Source organism: Kineococcus lubricus, from assembly GCF_050871965.1.
Taxonomy (GTDB): Bacteria; Actinomycetota; Actinomycetes; order Actinomycetales; family Kineococcaceae; genus Kineococcus.
The window spans coordinates 108,034-124,077 of record NZ_JBJLSK010000014.1 but is presented as its reverse complement, the minus strand read 5'-3'; the positions used below and the strand labels follow the sequence as shown (position 1 = coordinate 124,077).

Here is a 16,044-nt window from a genome sequence, read left to right as displayed (position 1 = left end):
GGCACCGACGTCCTCAACGATCCCGTACCGAACCCAGGCACCGCATCGTCCACCGCCTTCGAGCCACCGCACCCGGTGGTCCGCACCACCATCGGGCGAGGCCCAGGTGGTGCGGTCCTCCGGGAGCTCGACGATGCAGGTCCAGGGTGCGTGGTCCTCCTGGACGGGTCACGGCTGCCGTCCAGCCGTGTCGGAGGAGCCAGGTCTTCTCCTGACACCGGAGCAGGGGGCCCGCGCGCGTGCGCTCGACCTCCGTGGCGAGGTCGCCGACGTGCGTGCCGTTCAGGTGCAGCGACGCGACCGCGCCGCGGTACCCGTCCAGCGCCGGCCCCGCTGGGAGGTTCCCCCGCACGGACCATCTCCGCACGTCCAGGGAGGGCCGCGGCTGTACGCCTGACTGCACCCCGCTCGACGGCGACGTGCCGGGTGTGAGCTGATCCGGCCGCGACGTCACGACGGGCCGCGTCGGTGGCGGCCCCGACCGGGCGCGCGGCCGGTTCCGCCTCCCCCTCGGGACGACCTCCGACCTGCGGGCCCGGTCAGGACTCGAACGCGGTCGGCAGGTACTCCTCGACGTTGTCGGCCGTCACCACGGGCGCGTAGAGCTGGACGGTGCGGGGAACCTGCACCTCGACGAGGTCGGTCATGGCCTTGTCCTGCAGGATCAGCCGGGCCAGCCGAATCCCGTCGGCGGCCTGGGTGGACGGGTAGACGACGGTGGCCTTGAGCACCGAGTCGCCGGCCTGGATCTCGCGCATCACGTTGGCCGACCCGGCGCCCCCGACCATGATGAACTCGTCGCGACCGGCCTCGGAGATCGCCGCCATGACCCCGACGCCCTGGTCGTCGTCGTGGTTCCACAGGGCGTCGATCTTCGGTGCGGCCTGCAGGAGGTTGGCCGCGGCCGCCTGACCGCCCTGGACGGTGAAGTCCGCGGCGACGCGGTTGTCCACGTCGAGGCCGCAGTCGGACAGGGCGTCGGAGAAGCCCTTGCTGCGGTCCTGCGTCAGGGGCAGGGAGTCGATGCCGGCGATCTCGGCGACGACGGCGGAGGGGTTGTCGCCGACCTGCTCGCAGATGTAGGTGCCGGCTGAGACACCCATGCCGTAGTTGTCCCCCAGGACGGTGGTGCGGGCGGCGAAACGGCTGGAGAACTCCCGGTCGACGTTGACGACGGGGATGCCCGCCTCCATGGCCCGGGTGGCGACCTCGGTGAGGGCGGCCCCGTCGTAGGGGAGCAGGACGATGGCGTCGACGCCGTCGTTGATGAACTGCTCGACCTGGCTGATCTGCAGGTTGACGTCGTTGGTGCCCTCGGCGACGCGCAGTTCCACGTCCTCGTACCGGTCGGCCTCGGCCTGGGCGGCCTTGGTGATGGCGCCCATCCAGCCGTGGTCGGCGGCCGGGGCGGAGAACCCGATGACGACGGAGTCGCCGGGCTCGTCGTTGACGCCGGCCGCGGCCGCGGGAGCGGACGGGGCGTCCTCTGGTTCCTCGGGGGTGTTCGACGTGCAGGCCGTCAGCAGGGTGACGGTGGCCGCGGCGGCGCCGGCGGTGACGAGCCGGCGGCGCAGGCCGGTGCGGTGCGTGGACATGGAAGCTCCTTCGGTTCCTCGGTCCTCACGGGTGGTGCGACGGGACGAGCGGTCCAGGCGGTCTCTCGGGGACGGTCGCGGCTCAGGAACTGCGGGAGCGGACGGCGAGGCGCTGCTGCAGCAGCACGGCCACCACGATGATGGCGCCCTTGGCGATGGCCTGCACCGAGGTGGACAGGTCGTTCTGGACGAACACGTTCGTCAGGGTGGAGAAGATCAGCACCCCGAACACCGTGCCGACGATGGTGCCTCTCCCCCCGGCCAGCAGGGTTCCCCCGACCACCACCATGGCGATGGCGTCCAGCTCGTACAGCTGGCCGTTCGTCGACGACCCGGCGGTGGTGCGGGCCAGCATCATCACCGCGGCGATGCCCGCCGTGAGCCCGGACAGGGCGTACAGGTACGTGGTGTGCCGCTGCACCTTGATCCCGGCCAGCCGGGCGGCCTCCGGGTTGCCGCCCACGGCGACGGTGCGGCGGCCGAACGTCGTGCGGTTCAGCAGGAACCACCCGGCCAGCGCGACGAGCGCGAACAGCCAGACGAGCACGGGGACGCCGAGCACGTCACCCCGGAACACGTCGAGGAACGAGCGCACGTTCACCACCTGGGTCCGCCGGTTCGCGATGATCTCCGCGAGGCCGCGGGCGGCGACGAGCATCGCCAGCGTCGCGATGAACGCGACGACCTTCCCGTAGGCGATGAGCACCCCGTTCACCACCCCGCAGGCCGTGCCCACCAGCAGTGCCGTGCTCACCATGACCAGCCAGTGGGTTTCCTGGGCCATCGTCTGCGTCGCCAGCGTGGAGGCCCACACCGAGGCCAGGCCCAGCACCGACCCGACGGACAGGTCGATCCCGCCGCCGGTGATGACGAACGTCATGCCGACGGCCAGGACCCCGTAGACGGCGGCCAGGCGGAGGATGGTCAGCACGTTGTCGACGCTGGCGAACCGGTCCCCCGCGGTCGCCACGCCGACGACGCACAGAGCGGCGAGGGCCACGACGAGGCCGACGTCGCGTCCCAGGCCACGACCGGGCAGGCCCGGGCGACGCCCCGCCGGACCACCCGGCCGGGACCCGGACCGCTGCAGCGGCGCGGGGTGGTCGGGATCTGGGGGGACGCTCCCCGCGGTGGACAGCGGCGGCAGCTGCTCGCTCACGCGGCACTTCCTTCCATGACGAGGTCGAGCACCCGGTGCTCGTCGATCTGCGCGGCCGGTCCGCTGTGCACGACGCGGCCCTCGGCGAGGACCAGGACGTGGTCGGACAGGCCGAGCACCTCCTCGATCTCGCTGGAGACCACGACGACGGCGTTCCCCGCGCGCGAGAGGGAGTTCACCAGCGCGTACATCTCGGCGCGGGCCCCCACGTCGACGCCCCGCGTGGGTTCGTCCAGCAGCAGGACGCGGCACCCGTGGACGAGCCAGCGAGCCAGCATCGCCTTCTGCTGGTTGCCGCCGGACAGGGTCCGCACGGGCCGGTCCGGGTCGGCCGGCCGCAGGTCCATGGCCTCGATCTGCTCGCGCGCGACCGCGCGCTCGGACCGCTCGTCCAGCACCGGTCCGCGGGCGAACCGCCCGAACGTCGACAGGGTGATGTTGCGGTAGACGGGTTCGTCGAGCAGCAGGCCCTGCGCCTTGCGCTCCTCCGGCGCCAGCCCGACCCCGGCACGCACGGCCGCCGGGACCGACCCGGGGCGCAGCGGGCGACCGCCGACGAGCACCTCCCCCGCGGTGGCCCGGCGCGCCCCGTAGACGGTCTCCAGGATCTCCGACCGGCCCGACCCGACCAGCCCCGCCAGGCCCACCACCTCCCCCGCGCGGACCGTGAACGAGACGTCGGAGAACACCCCGCGCAGGGCGAGGTCGCGCACCTCGAGCAACGGGGCGGCGTCGGCGGGCACCGGTGGCCGGGCGGGGAACGCGCGCTGCACGGTCCGCCCGGTCATGAGCCGGATCAGGTCGGCGGTCTGCGTCCCCGCGACGGGCAGCCCGGTGGCGACGGTGCGGCCGTCCTTCAGGACGGTGATGCGGTCACCGATCTGGCGGATCTCCTCCAGCCGGTGCGAGATGTACAGGACGGCCACGCCGTCGGCGGTCAGCTGCCGGACGACCCGGAACAGGTTGCCGACCTCCTCGGAGTCCAGCACCGCGGAGGGTTCGTCCATGACGATGAGGCGGGCGTCGTGGGACAGCGCCCGCGCCATGCTGACGATCTGCTGGTCGGCGGCGGACAGGGAACCCACCTCGCGGCCGGGCGACAGGCGGCCGTGACCGAGCCGGTCGAGGAGTTCCCGCGTCCTCTGGTGCAGCGCGTGGCGACGGGTGATCCCGCCCCGGGAGAGTTCGTGACCCAGGAACACGTTCTCGGCCACGGTGAGGCCGCCGACCACGTCCAGTTCCTGGTACATCGTGGCGATGCCGCTGCGCAGCGCGTCGATCGGTGACGTGGGGCGCACCTCGCGCCCCTGCCACTCCACGGTTCCGCTCGTCGGCCGGTGCGCACCGGCCAGGACCTTGATGAGCGTGGACTTGCCGGCGCCGTTCTGGCCCAGCAGGCAGTGCACCTCCCCCGGGTGCACGTCGAGGTCCACTCCGTCGAGCGCGCGGACGCCGGAGAACTCCTTGACGATGCCCCGGACCGCGAGCAAGGGGGCGGTGGAACTGGGGAGCGCAGGGGCTCCCGGGCGGTCAGCGTCGACCATGCAGAGGAAGCTAGGAGCACCTTCCGCCGGTCGTCAACCAGAAGTCGGTCACGGTTCGGCGTCACGGGTCGTCGGTGCGCCGGAACCGGTGGTTCACTGTCCGCCATGTCCGGCCACGACGGGGGCAACGGCAGGAACGAGGTCGACGGCCTCAGTTCCACCCTGCAGTTGCTGCGCGACGGACGCCCCCGCACCCGGGCCGAACTCGGGCGGCTCACCGGCCAGTCCCGGTCGACCGTCTCCCAGCGCATCGACCGGCTCGTCGCCGCTCGCCTGGTGTCCCACGTCGGAGGGGCGGCCTCGACGGGCGGGCGACCACCCGCGACGTTCGCCTTCAACCCCGCGGCCCGGGTGGTGCTGGCGATCGACCTCGGGGCGACCCGCGTCCGGGTGGCCCTCACCGACCTCGCCGCGACCGTCCTCACCGAGGAGCGCCGTCCCGTGTCCGTCGCGGAGGGACCGCGGGCGGTGCTCGACCTGGTCGCCGAGGTCGCGCAGCAGTTGCTGACGTCCTCGGGCCGGGCGCTCGGCGAGGTCGCCGGTGTCGGCATCGGTCTGCCCGGCCCGGTGGACCACACCACCGGCCGCCCCACCCACCCGCCGATCATGCCGGGCTGGCACGACGCCGACGTCGGGGGCGGGCTGCGGTCGCGGCTCGGGAACGTTCCCGTCGTCGTCGACAACGACGTCAACACCATGGCCGTGGGCGAGCACGTCACCACCAGCCCCCACGTCGACCACCTCCTCTTCGTGAAGGTCGCCACCGGCATAGGCGCCGGGATCATCACCGACGGGCGCCTCGTCCGGGGGGCCCAGGGCACGGCCGGGGACCTCGGCCACATCGCCGTCCCCGGCGGACCCGACGTCCCGTGCCGCTGCGGCAGCAGCGGCTGCCTCGAAGCGGTGGCCGGCGGCCGTGCCGTCGCCGCCACGCTCGCCGCCGCCGGGTTCCCCACGCGGTCCAGCTCCGACGTCGCGGCCCTCGCATCGGCCGGGGCGCCCGACGCCGTGGCTGCGGTGCGCGACGCCGGCCGCTCGATCGGCCGCGTCCTGGCCGGGTGCGTCAGCCTGCTCAACCCCTCCGTCATCGTCGTCGGCGGCAGCCTCGCCACCGCCGGCGACCACCTGCTGGCCGGGGTGCGGGAAACCGTCCACCGGCGCCCACCCGATCCCGCCACGCAGCACCTGCGGATCGTCGCCAGCCGCGCCGGGACCCGGGCAGGGGTCGTGGGGGCGAGTGCGGTGGTCCTCGAGCAGCTGATGGCGGGGGCGTTGCTGAACGGCATCACGCGCGCGACGCGCGGGGACCGCGAGCGCCGGTGATCGAGGTGGTCGCACCGCCGATCGAACCCGGAGAACGGCGTCTCCCCGGTCGAGGCGGGAGAGACTGCTCACGGCCGCCGAACGCCGCTGTCCGTCCTCGAACGACCTGTCCGAGTCCCACGAGATCCGTCCAACGTCTCGGCAACGGCATGGTGCCGGTGCGCTCGCCCTGGAGCCGTGGCGAGCTCGACGACGCCCTGGCCCGGCACGGCTGGACGCGCGTCGAGGACTGGCGGTACGGGCCGGCAGCCGACGTTCAACGCATCGAGCGAGGACCCCGACGTACCGCTCACGGCGGTGTCGCGCCGTTCACGGAGGGGCGGTGCGTGACGTTCTCACGAGCCGTCCCGCCGACCGCACGGTCCTCCCGCGTCGTGCGCGCTGTCGCAGGCGGTTGGCGACCTCACTGATCTGCCGGTGTGCGGAAGATCGACGAACCTGGTGGTCGAGGCGCGATCAACCCCTGGCAGCGGCTCGCAGACGCCGACCGCTGATCACCGTCATCGTGACGCCGCAGACCACGAGGAGAGCGTCGACGACTTGGCCGCGGGTCGTCCCGCCAGACCACAGCAGGATCAGGCTGACGAGCGACAGGAGCGCCATCAGGGAGCCCGCGATGCAGATGGCTCGTAGCGCGAACCGCTGCTGACGGGTCAGCGGCTCCTCGGGGCTCGACACGATGACCCGTCTACCGCGTGCTGTTCGCGTCGAGAGACCCGTGCTGCCCCCAGGACAGGGCGGTGCTGGACCTCACGGTCATCCCGCGAGCCGGCCGGTCCCGACCTCCCTGGTGACGCCCCGATCCTGCCGGTGACCAGCCCGTCGTCGACGTCTCGTCCACCGCCGGAGCGAGCGGCACGTCCTGGGACTCGACGCCGACGCCGGGGGCGCGAAGGACGCGCCGGGAAACCACGAACCACCGGGCGGAGGGGAACAGGGATCTCCTCCAGCGGCAGGGGCCTCGAACACCTCCCCGCCCGCGACCCGGTGCCCGCACCTCCCGGCCGGCCACGGGCGATCCGGCACTGCAGGTCGAGACGGCCTCGGCTTCCTCGGTCCGCAGTCCGATGACGCGCAGCGCGCCGGGCGCCTGTGGTGAGCGTGTCGGGACCCATCGCCGTCGGGCCGGAGCAGGCAGACGCGGAGCCGTCACCGCCGCAGGAGGCACGAGCTCAGGCGCCGACGCAGGTCCTGAGCGGCGTCGGATGAGTCTGCAGAGGGAGCGGACAGGGGTCTGCAGCCAGACGCGCGGACGGCGGCGGGACACGAAGCTCGAGCCATGCAGATGATCGAGAACGACCGCAGGAGCCGCGCTCCGATGCGCGAAGTCCTCACCTTCACCGCCCTCACCTACGCCCTGGCCCTGCTCATCGCCGTCGCCCTCCCCCACGCCAACCTCAACCTCCTCCTCACCACCCTCGCGCCGGCGACAGCCGTCGCGATCCTGACGTTCACGATGTTTCCCCGGGGCACCCGCCGGGAGCTCTGGCGCGGCTTCGGGCTCCACCGGTCTGGAGCACGCACCTGGGGCGCGGCGCTCGGCGTGCCGCTGGTGCTGTGCGCCGGGGCCTTCGGCACTGCGCTGCTGCTCGGCGCCGGCCGGCTCCGCCCCCTGCACCTCACGGGCTTCACCGCCGGCGACTTCGTCCTCACCACCGCCGTCAACCTCCTCTCCGCGCTCGTGTTCCTGGCCAGCGAGGAGATCGGCTTCCGGGGGTTCGTACTGCCCCGCCTCCAGCAGCTCACCGGGAAGCGGCGTGCCGCTCTCGTGAGCGGCTTCGCCCACGCCCTCATGCACCTGCCGCTGATCCTGGTGGCGACGACGTACGACGCCGTGGGACCGCGATGGGTCGCGGCGACGGTCGCGGTGTTGACGATCACGGCTGCCGGCATCTTCTACGCCTGGCTGTGGGACCGCTCCGCGAGCGTCTGGGCACCGGCGGTGGGGCACACGGTGGCCAACTCGACCTTCGAGGCCGGGTTCGCCGCTGTGGTCACCACGACGCCGACCAGTCTGGCGCTGGTCGCCGGTGAGACCGGGTTCGCCACACTGGGTGTCGTCGTCATCGCCGCCGTGGTCCTGCTGCGCTGGGCCCGGGTTTGGCGCCCCGCGTTCCTGGACGCGTCAGCGACCGGGGGCGGGCACGCTCCCCTCACCGCTCCGGCTGCGTAGTCTCCCGCCATGACGGCACGGTCAGCGCAGGCCCCGGGTCCAGCACCGACCCCGGGCCGGCAGGGCGGGTGGGCGGAAGCCTCACGACGCCTGGGGCCCCACCTCGACCTCGTCCTCGGGATCGCCGGGGCAGGCTCGGCGCTGGTTTCACTGCTCGGCGCTGATCGTGCCGCGATCGACCCCCGCCTGCAGTCCCCGGACCTCCTCGCCGTCCTGGCCACGGCGGCAGGAGCGGGGGCGCTGGCTTGGCGCAGAACACGACCCGTGACGTCCTACGCCGTCCTCCTCGTGGCCGGCGTGGTGGTGAGCGTCGGAGGGCACTACATCGGTCTTCTGTCGGTGTTCCTGCTCCTGAGCCTCTACTCCTTGGCGGCGCACGGGCGGCGGCGCGACGCCCTGGTGGGCTTGGGCGTGGGGGTGCTGTGCTTCCTGGTGCTGGCGCTGCTGAACGTCCCGGACCTCGGCACCTCGGACCTCCTCCAGTCACTGGCCCTGCTCCTAGCCGCTTGGGCGCTGGGGGACGCCATCCGCTCGCGACGGCGCCAGCAGCGCGACCAACTGGAGGTGGCAGTCGCCGAGGAGCGGTTGCGCATCGCCCGCGAACTGCACGACGTGGTGGCCCACAGCATGTCGCTCATCGCGGTGCAGGCCGGTGTCGGTGCCCACGTCATCCGCACCGACGTCGATGCCGCCCAGCGCTCGCTGGAGGTCATCGCCGACACCAGCCGTCAGGCCTTGGAGCAGACGCGCTCGATGCTGGGTCTGTTGCGGGAGGGGACCGAAGCCGCCGGGGGGTCACGCACCCCCACCCGGAGCGTCGGCGACGTGCCGGCGCTGATCTGCGACGTGCGCGCCGCAGGGCTCGAGGTGGAACTGCTCGTTCCCCCCGAGCTGCCTGAGCTGGAATCCGTGGTCTCGCTGACGGCGTACCGCATCGTCCAGGAGGGCCTCACCAACGTCGTCAAGCACTCCGCGGCCGCCACCGCCACCGTCACCATCGACACCACCCCGAGGGGGCTGGACATCGACGTGGCGGACCCGGGTCCCCAGCGCACCAGCTCAACGGTCCGGAGTGGCCACGGGCTGGCCGGCCTCGGCGAGCGGGTGGCGCTGGTGGGAGGGAGCTTCACCCACGGCGGCGACGGCGCCGGCTTCAGGCTGCACACCACCCTGCCCCGGGGCCCGCGCCGGTGACCCGCGTCGCCGTCGTCGACGACCAGGACCTGGTGCGGGCGGGTTTCCTGCTGCTGCTGCTGCAGTCAGCGGGCGAGGTGGAGGTGGTCGGTGAGGCGAGGGACGGGCTGGAAGCGATCGCCCTGTGCCGGCGCTGCGCTCCTGACGTCGTGCTGATGGACGTGCGGATGCCCGTCCTGGACGGGCTCTCCGCCACCCGCACGATCCTCGCCGACCCGGCGTGCCACGACACCCGGGTCATCGTGCTCACCACGTTCGACGGCGACGACCTGGTGCTGGAGGCCCTGAGGTCGGGCGCGAGCGGCTTCCTGCTCAAGGACACCCGCCCCGCGCAGCTGCTCGAAGCCATCGCGGTGGTGGCAGCCGGGGAGGCGCTGCTGCACCCACGGATCACCCGGCGCCTCATCGAGCGTTTCAGCGCCCTGCCCGCCGGGCGGCCCGCTGCCGGCACCGACGGGCTCAGTGAGCGCGAGCGCGGCGTCCTGAGCGCTGTCGCGCGAGGACTCTCCGACCAGGAGATCGCCACGCACCTGCACCTGGGCTACGGCACGGTCAAGACCCACGTCAGCCACCTGCTCACCAAGCTCGACTGCCGCGACCGCGCCCAGCTGGTCGTCTACGCGTACGAGAGCGGCCACGCGGTCCCCGGCGACGCCTGAAGCCCTCGCCGCGGCGCGAGGCCGCTGCGCCCACCGGACACCACCAGCAGCAGTGAACGTTCAGCGGAACGCGCCACCGAGAACCGCACGGTGATGTCGATCACGGCCACCTACGACTTCACGGTCATCCCGCGGTACGCGCGCGACGACCGCTGACGACGTCACTCTCATGTCGAGAAGCGGACCTCGCTCAGCAGGTGGTCAGCTCCGGCATCGGAAGTGCAGACCGTCATCGATGGTCGTTGTGCGACCGCTCACCAGCAGCACGAGCGTCGTGCAGGAGAATCACCACCAGGTGGGGCACGTAGGCGGGCTGAGAGCCCCTGCCGACGAGAGTCGACGAGACCGCGGGGGCAGACCCGATCGACCGACCTCTCCGAGCGGTCCAGCTAGGTCGCTCGCGGCACCGGGTCCGGTCGGTGGGGCAGGCCGACCAGACTCAAGACGTGCTGGGCAGGCGAACCGTTGGGGGCGACCAGGTCGACCTCGACGCCGTGGGCCTGGGCCCGCTCGAGCAGGCCGAACAACAGGTCTACGCCGCCGCTGGCGAGCAGGGTGACCCCGGTCAGGTCCACCAGCAACACGTCGGCCGCCTCGGTGAGGGCCAGTTCGAGGTGACTGGCCGCTTCGTCCCGGGTCGCACCGTCCACCGGGCCGATGACGCTGACCCGGGGCTCGGGACCACCCTGGGTCCAGACGTCGAAGTGCTCGGGGTCCGACGCTTCCTGAGTCCTCGACGTGGTCTTCGCCCGGGTGGGCTGACCGGGGCCGGTGAGCAGCCCGGCCGGACGCGTGAGGTGGTGCACCACCCGGGCGCTCGTGCCCTGCGGGGACGGCTCGAGGACGAGCCGGTCGAGCATCTGGCGCAGCATCGCCAGGCCGCGGCCGCGGCCCGATGTGACGATGGGCAGCTTCCAGCTGCCGCGGTCGACGACCTCGAGCACGACGACACCGGCCGGCCCCAGCCGCGCCGTGAGCCGGAACGGGTGCGCGTCCTGGCCCAGGTAGGCGTGGTCGCAGACGTTGGCGACCAGCTCGGTCGCGGCCTGCAGCAGCACCGACACGTCCTGCGCCCCGGCGTCGAACGGCTCCAGCCAGGACCGGACGGCCTGCCGGGCCACCTGCACCGCGGCCGGCACCGGGTCGAGCTCGACGTCGAGGTCGGCCGGGGGCACGCCGCGGGTCAGGGCCAGCAGCGTGATGTCGTCCGCGTGGCCGTGCCGGCGCGTGAGCAGCTCGATCGACAGGCTGCAGATGCGCTCCGCAGGGCTGCGCGGCGCGCCGGCGGGCATGATCGTGTTGTGCTGGGCGGCGGAGGCGACCTGGACGAGCTCCATCGGTGCGCGCGAAGGCCGCACCCCCGGCAGCTCGACGATCCCGTCGGTGTAGAGCACGAGCGACTCGCCCGGCAGCAGCGCATCCCGCGCGGTGGCGAAGCGCGCACCCGTCGCCAGCGGTCCGGAACCGGAGGGTTCCAGGTACCTGCCCTCACCCTCACGAGCACCGAGCACCAACGGTGGTGGGTGGCCGGCGGTGCAGTACTCGAAGCTGCCGTCGCCGTGCACGAGCACGAGGCAGACGGTGGCGCGGCGCGCGTCGGGCACGGTGGCGGCGAAGCGGTCCAGGGCGTCGAGGGCCGGCTGGAGCCCAGCTCCGGCGCGCAGGTGGGAGAGCAAGACGCTGCGCAGCTGTCCCATCGCCACGGCGGCGCGCTGCCCGTGCCCGACGACGTCGCCCACCGCGAGCACCACCGAGCCGTCCCCGCGCGGCACGACGTCGAACCAGTCCCCGCCGGCGGCCTGCTCGTCGGAGGACAGCAAGTAGCGGGCCGCGACGTCGAAGCCGGGCAGCACCGGCACCGCGTCGGGCAGCAGCGCCCGCTGCATCGCCCGCACGCTGCCCCTGACCGCTGCGTACTGCTCCCGCAGTTCCTCGAGCTCACGCAGCAGCGCGGCCCGCTCGAGCACGCGGTCGGTGACGTCGCGGGCCATCACGACCGTCCCGCGCGGGCGGCCCTGCTCGTCCAGCCGAGGGAGGAACACCGCGTCCACGAACACCTCGGTCACCGACCCGTCCGGCTGCTGCAGCTGAATCCGGTGCTCGTCCCTCCTGATCGTCGTACCGGTGAGGGTCGGCGGTGCGTACGCGTCCGCCCAGCCCTGCCCCACGTGCTCGAACGCGAACGCGTCGAACACCGGCTCGCCGTACCGCATGCGGTCGGCCGTGATCGCCCGCGCCGCCTCGTTGTAGGCCACCAACCTCAAGTCCGGGCCCTCGGTCACCAGAGCGATCACCGGCAGGCGCTCGAACGCGTCCGCCGCCGCCTGCACGTCGCCGAACACAGCGCGGCCCCCGGCGTCCTCCACCCCGACCTCCCACGCTCCGACTCACAGCCCGTCCCAACACTTCTCAACACTGCCTAGCACCTTCACGCCACGACGGCTCGTGCGCACCCCGCACTACCGCAGAGCCCGGTGCCGCCACGAAGCCCGGTGCCGCTGCAGGACCCGCACCACGAACACCGGGCTCCGCGTTCCAAAGACACCGTCACGCGTCGGTGAACACCTCCGGTCTTCCACGCCTCCCTCGGCCTGCTCGACGACCCCGGGTGCCCGCCGGGATTCCGAGGACGACCCGGGGACGACCTGGGGACGACCCGGGGACGACCCGGGGACGACCCGGGGACGACCCGGGGACGACCCGGGGACGACCCGGGGACGACCCGGGGACGACCCGGGGACGACCCGGGGACGACCCGGGGACGACCCGGGGACGACCCGGGGCCGACCGGGCCGGCTCAAGGGTGGGCGGAGTTGCGCACCAGCTCTTCGGCGATCTCGCGCAGCTTGCGGTTGGTGTGCTGGGACTGCCGGGCCAGGTGGGCGAAGGCCTCTTCCGGGCTGCAGTGCAGCCTGGCGATCAGGATGCCCTTGGCCTGCTCGATCACCGCTCTGCTCTGCATCGCGGCCTGCAGGTTCGCGCTCAGCGCCACGGAGGAGGCGTACAGGGAGTGGTTGGCGATCGCCACGGCGGCGTAGCCGGCGAAGACCTGCAGCAAGCGCACCGCGTCCTCGTCCAGCGGGGTGTCCTCGAAGCGGTAGACGTTGATGCCGCCCAGGAGGCGCTGGGGCATGGGCATGCCCACCGAGACGGTGCTGCGCACGCCCTGGCGGGCGGCGGCGGCGGCGAAGTCCGGGTAGGTCTGCTCATCGGTGGTGTCATCCACGCGGATGGTCTGACCGGACTGAGCCGCGTCGATGCACGGGCCGAAGCCGGCCTCGTACTGCCGCTCGTCCAAGGCGGAGGCCAGTGAACCGGTGAAAGCCGCGCTGTGGGCCCGGCCGTCCTCCAGCACGGTCACCGAGACCTCCTCAGCTCCGGGCACGCACGCCCTGGCCAGCTCAGCCACGCGGGTCAAGACCTGCCCCAGCGGGGTCTCACCGACCACGAGACGGCCCAGCTCGGCGAAGGCGCGCTCCGGCTCCAGCAGGTCACGGCCCCCGCGTCCGGAAGGATCCGAGCGGGTGGCCTCGGCGGGGGCACGGGCGGAAGCGGCGTCAGGTGTCTGCGGCACGGGCGGGCCCTTCCGTCTCCTGGTCTCCGAGCAAGGGGTGCACCCGTGCCCCATCGGGGACACCGCCCCCACAGCGAGTGCGGTGCTGCGAGGGCCGCCGTCTCGACCCGGTCGGTCACGCGCACCCACCTGGCGCGGTGGGCCCCAGGCGGCGGTGCAGCGCCACGAGTGTAGAGCTCCAACCCTCGAAGTCGTCCAAGGTCGAGCAGCCCGGGGTCGAGCAGCCCGGGTCGAGCAGGACGAGGACCCACCGACGACCACCCGACCTCACCAGTGATCGCCCTGAGCGGCTGGTCGTCGACCGGACCCGGCGGTGGACCTTCCCGCGGCGCGCGCGGCCTCACGGTCATCCCGCAGACCGCGGGGTGCTAAGCCATTTCGATGCCGTAGGCAGTGTCGTTCACCCGTGTCGACGGCAGACGCCCGGCTTTCGTGCAGGGCTTGTGTGCACCTGCGGGGGTCTGACAGAACCAGCCGCTCTAGAGGTACCTGGCACCGAACATGAGTGGGGTGAGCCGCACCTTCGTCCCCAGCCGATCAGCTACCTGGCTGTGGTGCCTCGGAATCATCAGCCTGATCGGATCCACTGTCGTTGCCAGCACAACGATGGGCTGGGATGACGTCTGGGTCATCGGGTCCTGGGTGCCGCGTCGCACCAACGCCGTCGGTGCCCTCACCGGGGTCGGCCTGCTACTCCTCGTCGTGGGAACCCGTTGGAGGATCGTGCTGACCCGCCGCGGAGCACTACCCCGGAACAGGCACCGGGTACGGGTAGCCGGGGTTCGAGTGCTGACCGTCCTGGTACTGATCGTCGCGCTCCCGCTGACCCTGTTCGTCGCGTGGCTGGATGGCTGGGACGCTTTCCACGTGCTGCACCCCGTCAGCGCTGACGGTTGCCGGATCGTGGTCCAGGAGAGCGACTCCTTTGACGGCGATGGCACGATCACGGTGTACGTCACGCCCGCGGGGGAGCATCGCGCACGGCGGGTCGGCTACCGCGGTAGCGATAGCCGGATGTTCGGCGCGGACCGCTACGAGCTGACCTGGCACGGTGAGAGTGCTGCCCTGCGACTTCCTGCCGGCTCCGCTACCGGGCCGTGGTCCTGTTCTGGTTGAGCGCCGATGCAACGCAGCAGCCTCCACCCGTGGCGTCGAGCGAACGCTCGGTCATCCCGCCGTCCGCGCGGTCCGCAATCTTCCAAGCCGTAGCGCCTCACATGTCGAGGAAGCCGTCGCGGGCATCCTCCAGCGGCGGCACCCGCTCCGTGTCCAGGTCCTCCATCAAACCGATATCAGCGTACTCGGGGTTGTCGATGGCCCCCAGCTCATCGAACAAGGCGATGTAGCGCCGCAACCGCACCCCCGGACGGGGCGCGTAGTCGAAGGTGAACTCCACCCGCGTCGCCGGCCAGTCCCCGACCAACCGCGCCCGACTGCCGCTGACCCCGGTCGTCAACGGGTGCCACCCATCGGGACCCCGCCAGTAGTGGTCCATCCGGCTCCACGACGCCAGCACCTGCTGGGCATAGGAGTCCGCGTCCAACGGCTGGGGCAGCAGCGGCCAGCACAGATCGCTGATGTCGACCTCGTCCCCGCTCAACCACAGCCGCAGCTGACCGGTGCCCGGCTGCAGCGCCACGACGCATGGTGAGGACTGCTCCCGCCGTCCTGCACGCCTCTCCGCCTCCGGCCCGCCCGCCTGCAGCCCACTCGCCTGCGACGCGCCCGCCTCTGAACCACCTGTCTTTGGCCCGCCCGGGGTCGGCTCGAGCGAGGGCGGCGGAGCGCCGGCCACCACCACCAGGTGCTCGCCCACCCCGGCCGCCGCAGTGATCCCATAGCTGCCCATCTGGAAGACCCGTACCGGTTCGGTGCTGGGCTCATCCACCCGCGGATCCGGCTTCACCAGCGGATCCGGCACCGCGAAGGCCGCAGCGACGAACCGGCCAGGACGGCGGCCCCCCGACTCGTCCTGCGCATCCGGCTCCCACCCCATCCGCCACAACGATCCGGCCGCCTTCACGACCTCTTCGCTGTCCGCATCGGCGTGCGGGTCGTAGGAGTAGCCGGACCAGTACCCCATCCGGCCCAGGTCAACAGCTGCCGCGGTCGAGGGCAGCTGCGGCTGCCCGCTCGCCGCCTCGATCCGCTGCGGAAGGTCCCCGACCCAGGGCAGCGGCACCCAGCGGCTGGACCAGTTCACCTCGTAGGTTTCCCCACCCAGATTCCGCAGCACCGCCGGCTCGACGTCCAGCTGCACCCACACCGCGTCCTCGGTGGTGGCCAGCGCACTGACCGGGGCGTCCGTGAACACCTTCCGCACCGTGCCGTCGGGTCCCACCCGAGCCACGGTCGCGCCGCTGGTGAAGGTGACCGGTTTTGCCCTGGCGCCGTGCACCAGTTCCTGCGCCGGGGGTGGCGAGGTGCACCACGCGCCTCCGAAGCCAGCTGCGGCCAGGACCAGGCCCTGGGTCCACACCGCGGTGGCGACCCCGTCCAGGTCTACTCGCACCAGCGGGCCGAGGCGGGAGTGCTGGACCCACAACCCGTCCTCGTCGGCGCAGACCACCACGTCCTCCCCGGCAGGTGGTGGGGGCAGCTGGGCCCATGAGACGAGTCGGCGCATCGCCCCGGTGTCCGGATCGAGGACCGCCGCCACCGGTTGCCGCTCGTCCAGCACCCAGACCCCTGATGAGGTGACGATCATCCGGTCCGGCCGTAGCGTCCGCATCCAACGATCATCGCGAACGGGAGCGGCCAGCGGGACGACTTCACGGTCATCCCGCAGACAGCGTGCGGTCAGGGGCGGGCGGCGACGTCACG

12 protein-coding genes are annotated in these 16,044 nt (G+C 72.5%); 5 read left to right on the top strand and 7 right to left on the bottom strand.

The window, feature by feature from the left end:
• Positions 1–539: 539 nt before the first annotated feature.
• The 3 genes from ACRYRX_RS12630 to ACRYRX_RS12620 all read right to left on the bottom strand — a co-directional run bounded on the left by ACRYRX_RS12630 (position 540) and on the right by ACRYRX_RS12620 (position 4,298).
• Positions 540–1,595, bottom strand: coding sequence for a substrate-binding domain-containing protein (locus ACRYRX_RS12630; RefSeq protein ID WP_432512284.1), 1,056 nt, complete (start codon positions 1,593–1,595; stop codon positions 540–542).
• An 82-nt stretch (positions 1,596–1,677) separates the two neighbouring features.
• On the bottom strand, positions 1,678–2,754 hold the full coding sequence (locus ACRYRX_RS12625; RefSeq protein WP_432512283.1) for an ABC transporter permease: 1,077 nt from the start codon (positions 2,752–2,754) through the stop codon (positions 1,678–1,680).
• Complete coding sequence (locus ACRYRX_RS12620; RefSeq protein ID WP_432512282.1) at positions 2,751–4,298, bottom strand: sugar ABC transporter ATP-binding protein; 1,548 nt, start codon at positions 4,296–4,298, stop codon at positions 2,751–2,753. The genes ACRYRX_RS12625 and ACRYRX_RS12620 overlap by 4 nt, the downstream gene beginning before the upstream one ends.
• 105 nt (positions 4,299–4,403) lie before the next feature.
• On the opposite strand from ACRYRX_RS12620, the gene ACRYRX_RS12615 reads away from it, so the two are divergent.
• Positions 4,404–5,621, top strand: coding sequence for an ROK family transcriptional regulator (locus ACRYRX_RS12615; RefSeq protein ID WP_432512281.1), 1,218 nt, complete (start codon positions 4,404–4,406; stop codon positions 5,619–5,621).
• 456 nt (positions 5,622–6,077) lie between these two features.
• On the opposite strand, the gene ACRYRX_RS12610 is transcribed toward ACRYRX_RS12615, so the two are convergent.
• The gene (locus tag ACRYRX_RS12610) at positions 6,078–6,299 is read right to left on the bottom strand and encodes a hypothetical protein (protein WP_432512280.1); all 222 of its coding nucleotides are present in this window, start codon (positions 6,297–6,299) and stop codon (positions 6,078–6,080) included.
• A gap of 640 nt (positions 6,300–6,939) precedes the next feature.
• Between ACRYRX_RS12610 and ACRYRX_RS12605 the strand changes: the two genes are divergently transcribed.
• From ACRYRX_RS12605 to ACRYRX_RS12595, 3 genes are read left to right on the top strand one after another with little or no spacing between them, the layout of a single operon-like run.
• Positions 6,940–7,794 carry a CPBP family intramembrane glutamic endopeptidase gene (locus ACRYRX_RS12605; RefSeq protein WP_432512279.1) on the top strand — a complete coding sequence of 285 codons (855 nt, stop codon included), beginning with the start codon at positions 6,940–6,942 and terminating at the stop codon, positions 7,792–7,794.
• 9 nt (positions 7,795–7,803) lie between these two features.
• Positions 7,804–8,988 (top strand): sensor histidine kinase, encoded by a 1,185-nt coding sequence (locus tag ACRYRX_RS12600; protein WP_432512278.1) that lies wholly within the window; start codon positions 7,804–7,806, stop codon positions 8,986–8,988.
• On the top strand, positions 8,985–9,647 hold the full coding sequence (locus ACRYRX_RS12595; protein ID WP_432512277.1) for a response regulator: 663 nt from the start codon (positions 8,985–8,987) through the stop codon (positions 9,645–9,647). Before ACRYRX_RS12600 ends, ACRYRX_RS12595 begins: the two co-directional genes overlap by 4 nt.
• Before the next feature lie 389 nt (positions 9,648–10,036).
• Here ACRYRX_RS12595 and ACRYRX_RS12590 read toward each other — a convergent pair whose 3' ends face one another.
• Both ACRYRX_RS12590 and ACRYRX_RS12585 read right to left on the bottom strand, forming a co-directional pair.
• The gene (locus ACRYRX_RS12590) at positions 10,037–12,013 is read right to left on the bottom strand and encodes a SpoIIE family protein phosphatase (protein ID WP_432512276.1); all 1,977 of its coding nucleotides are present in this window, start codon (positions 12,011–12,013) and stop codon (positions 10,037–10,039) included.
• Positions 12,014–12,444: 431 nt separating this feature from the next.
• Positions 12,445–13,095, bottom strand: coding sequence for an ANTAR domain-containing protein (locus ACRYRX_RS12585; protein ID WP_432512312.1), 651 nt, complete (start codon positions 13,093–13,095; stop codon positions 12,445–12,447).
• Between the two features lie 636 nt (positions 13,096–13,731).
• Here ACRYRX_RS12585 and ACRYRX_RS12580 point away from each other — a divergent pair.
• A complete protein-coding gene (locus tag ACRYRX_RS12580; protein WP_432512275.1) occupies positions 13,732–14,337 on the top strand; it encodes a hypothetical protein in 606 nt (201 codons plus the stop codon).
• Between the two features lie 97 nt (positions 14,338–14,434).
• Here ACRYRX_RS12580 and ACRYRX_RS12575 read toward each other — a convergent pair whose 3' ends face one another.
• A complete protein-coding gene (locus ACRYRX_RS12575; RefSeq protein WP_432512274.1) occupies positions 14,435–15,928 on the bottom strand; it encodes a hypothetical protein in 1,494 nt (497 codons plus the stop codon).
• Positions 15,929–16,044 lie beyond the last annotated feature (116 nt).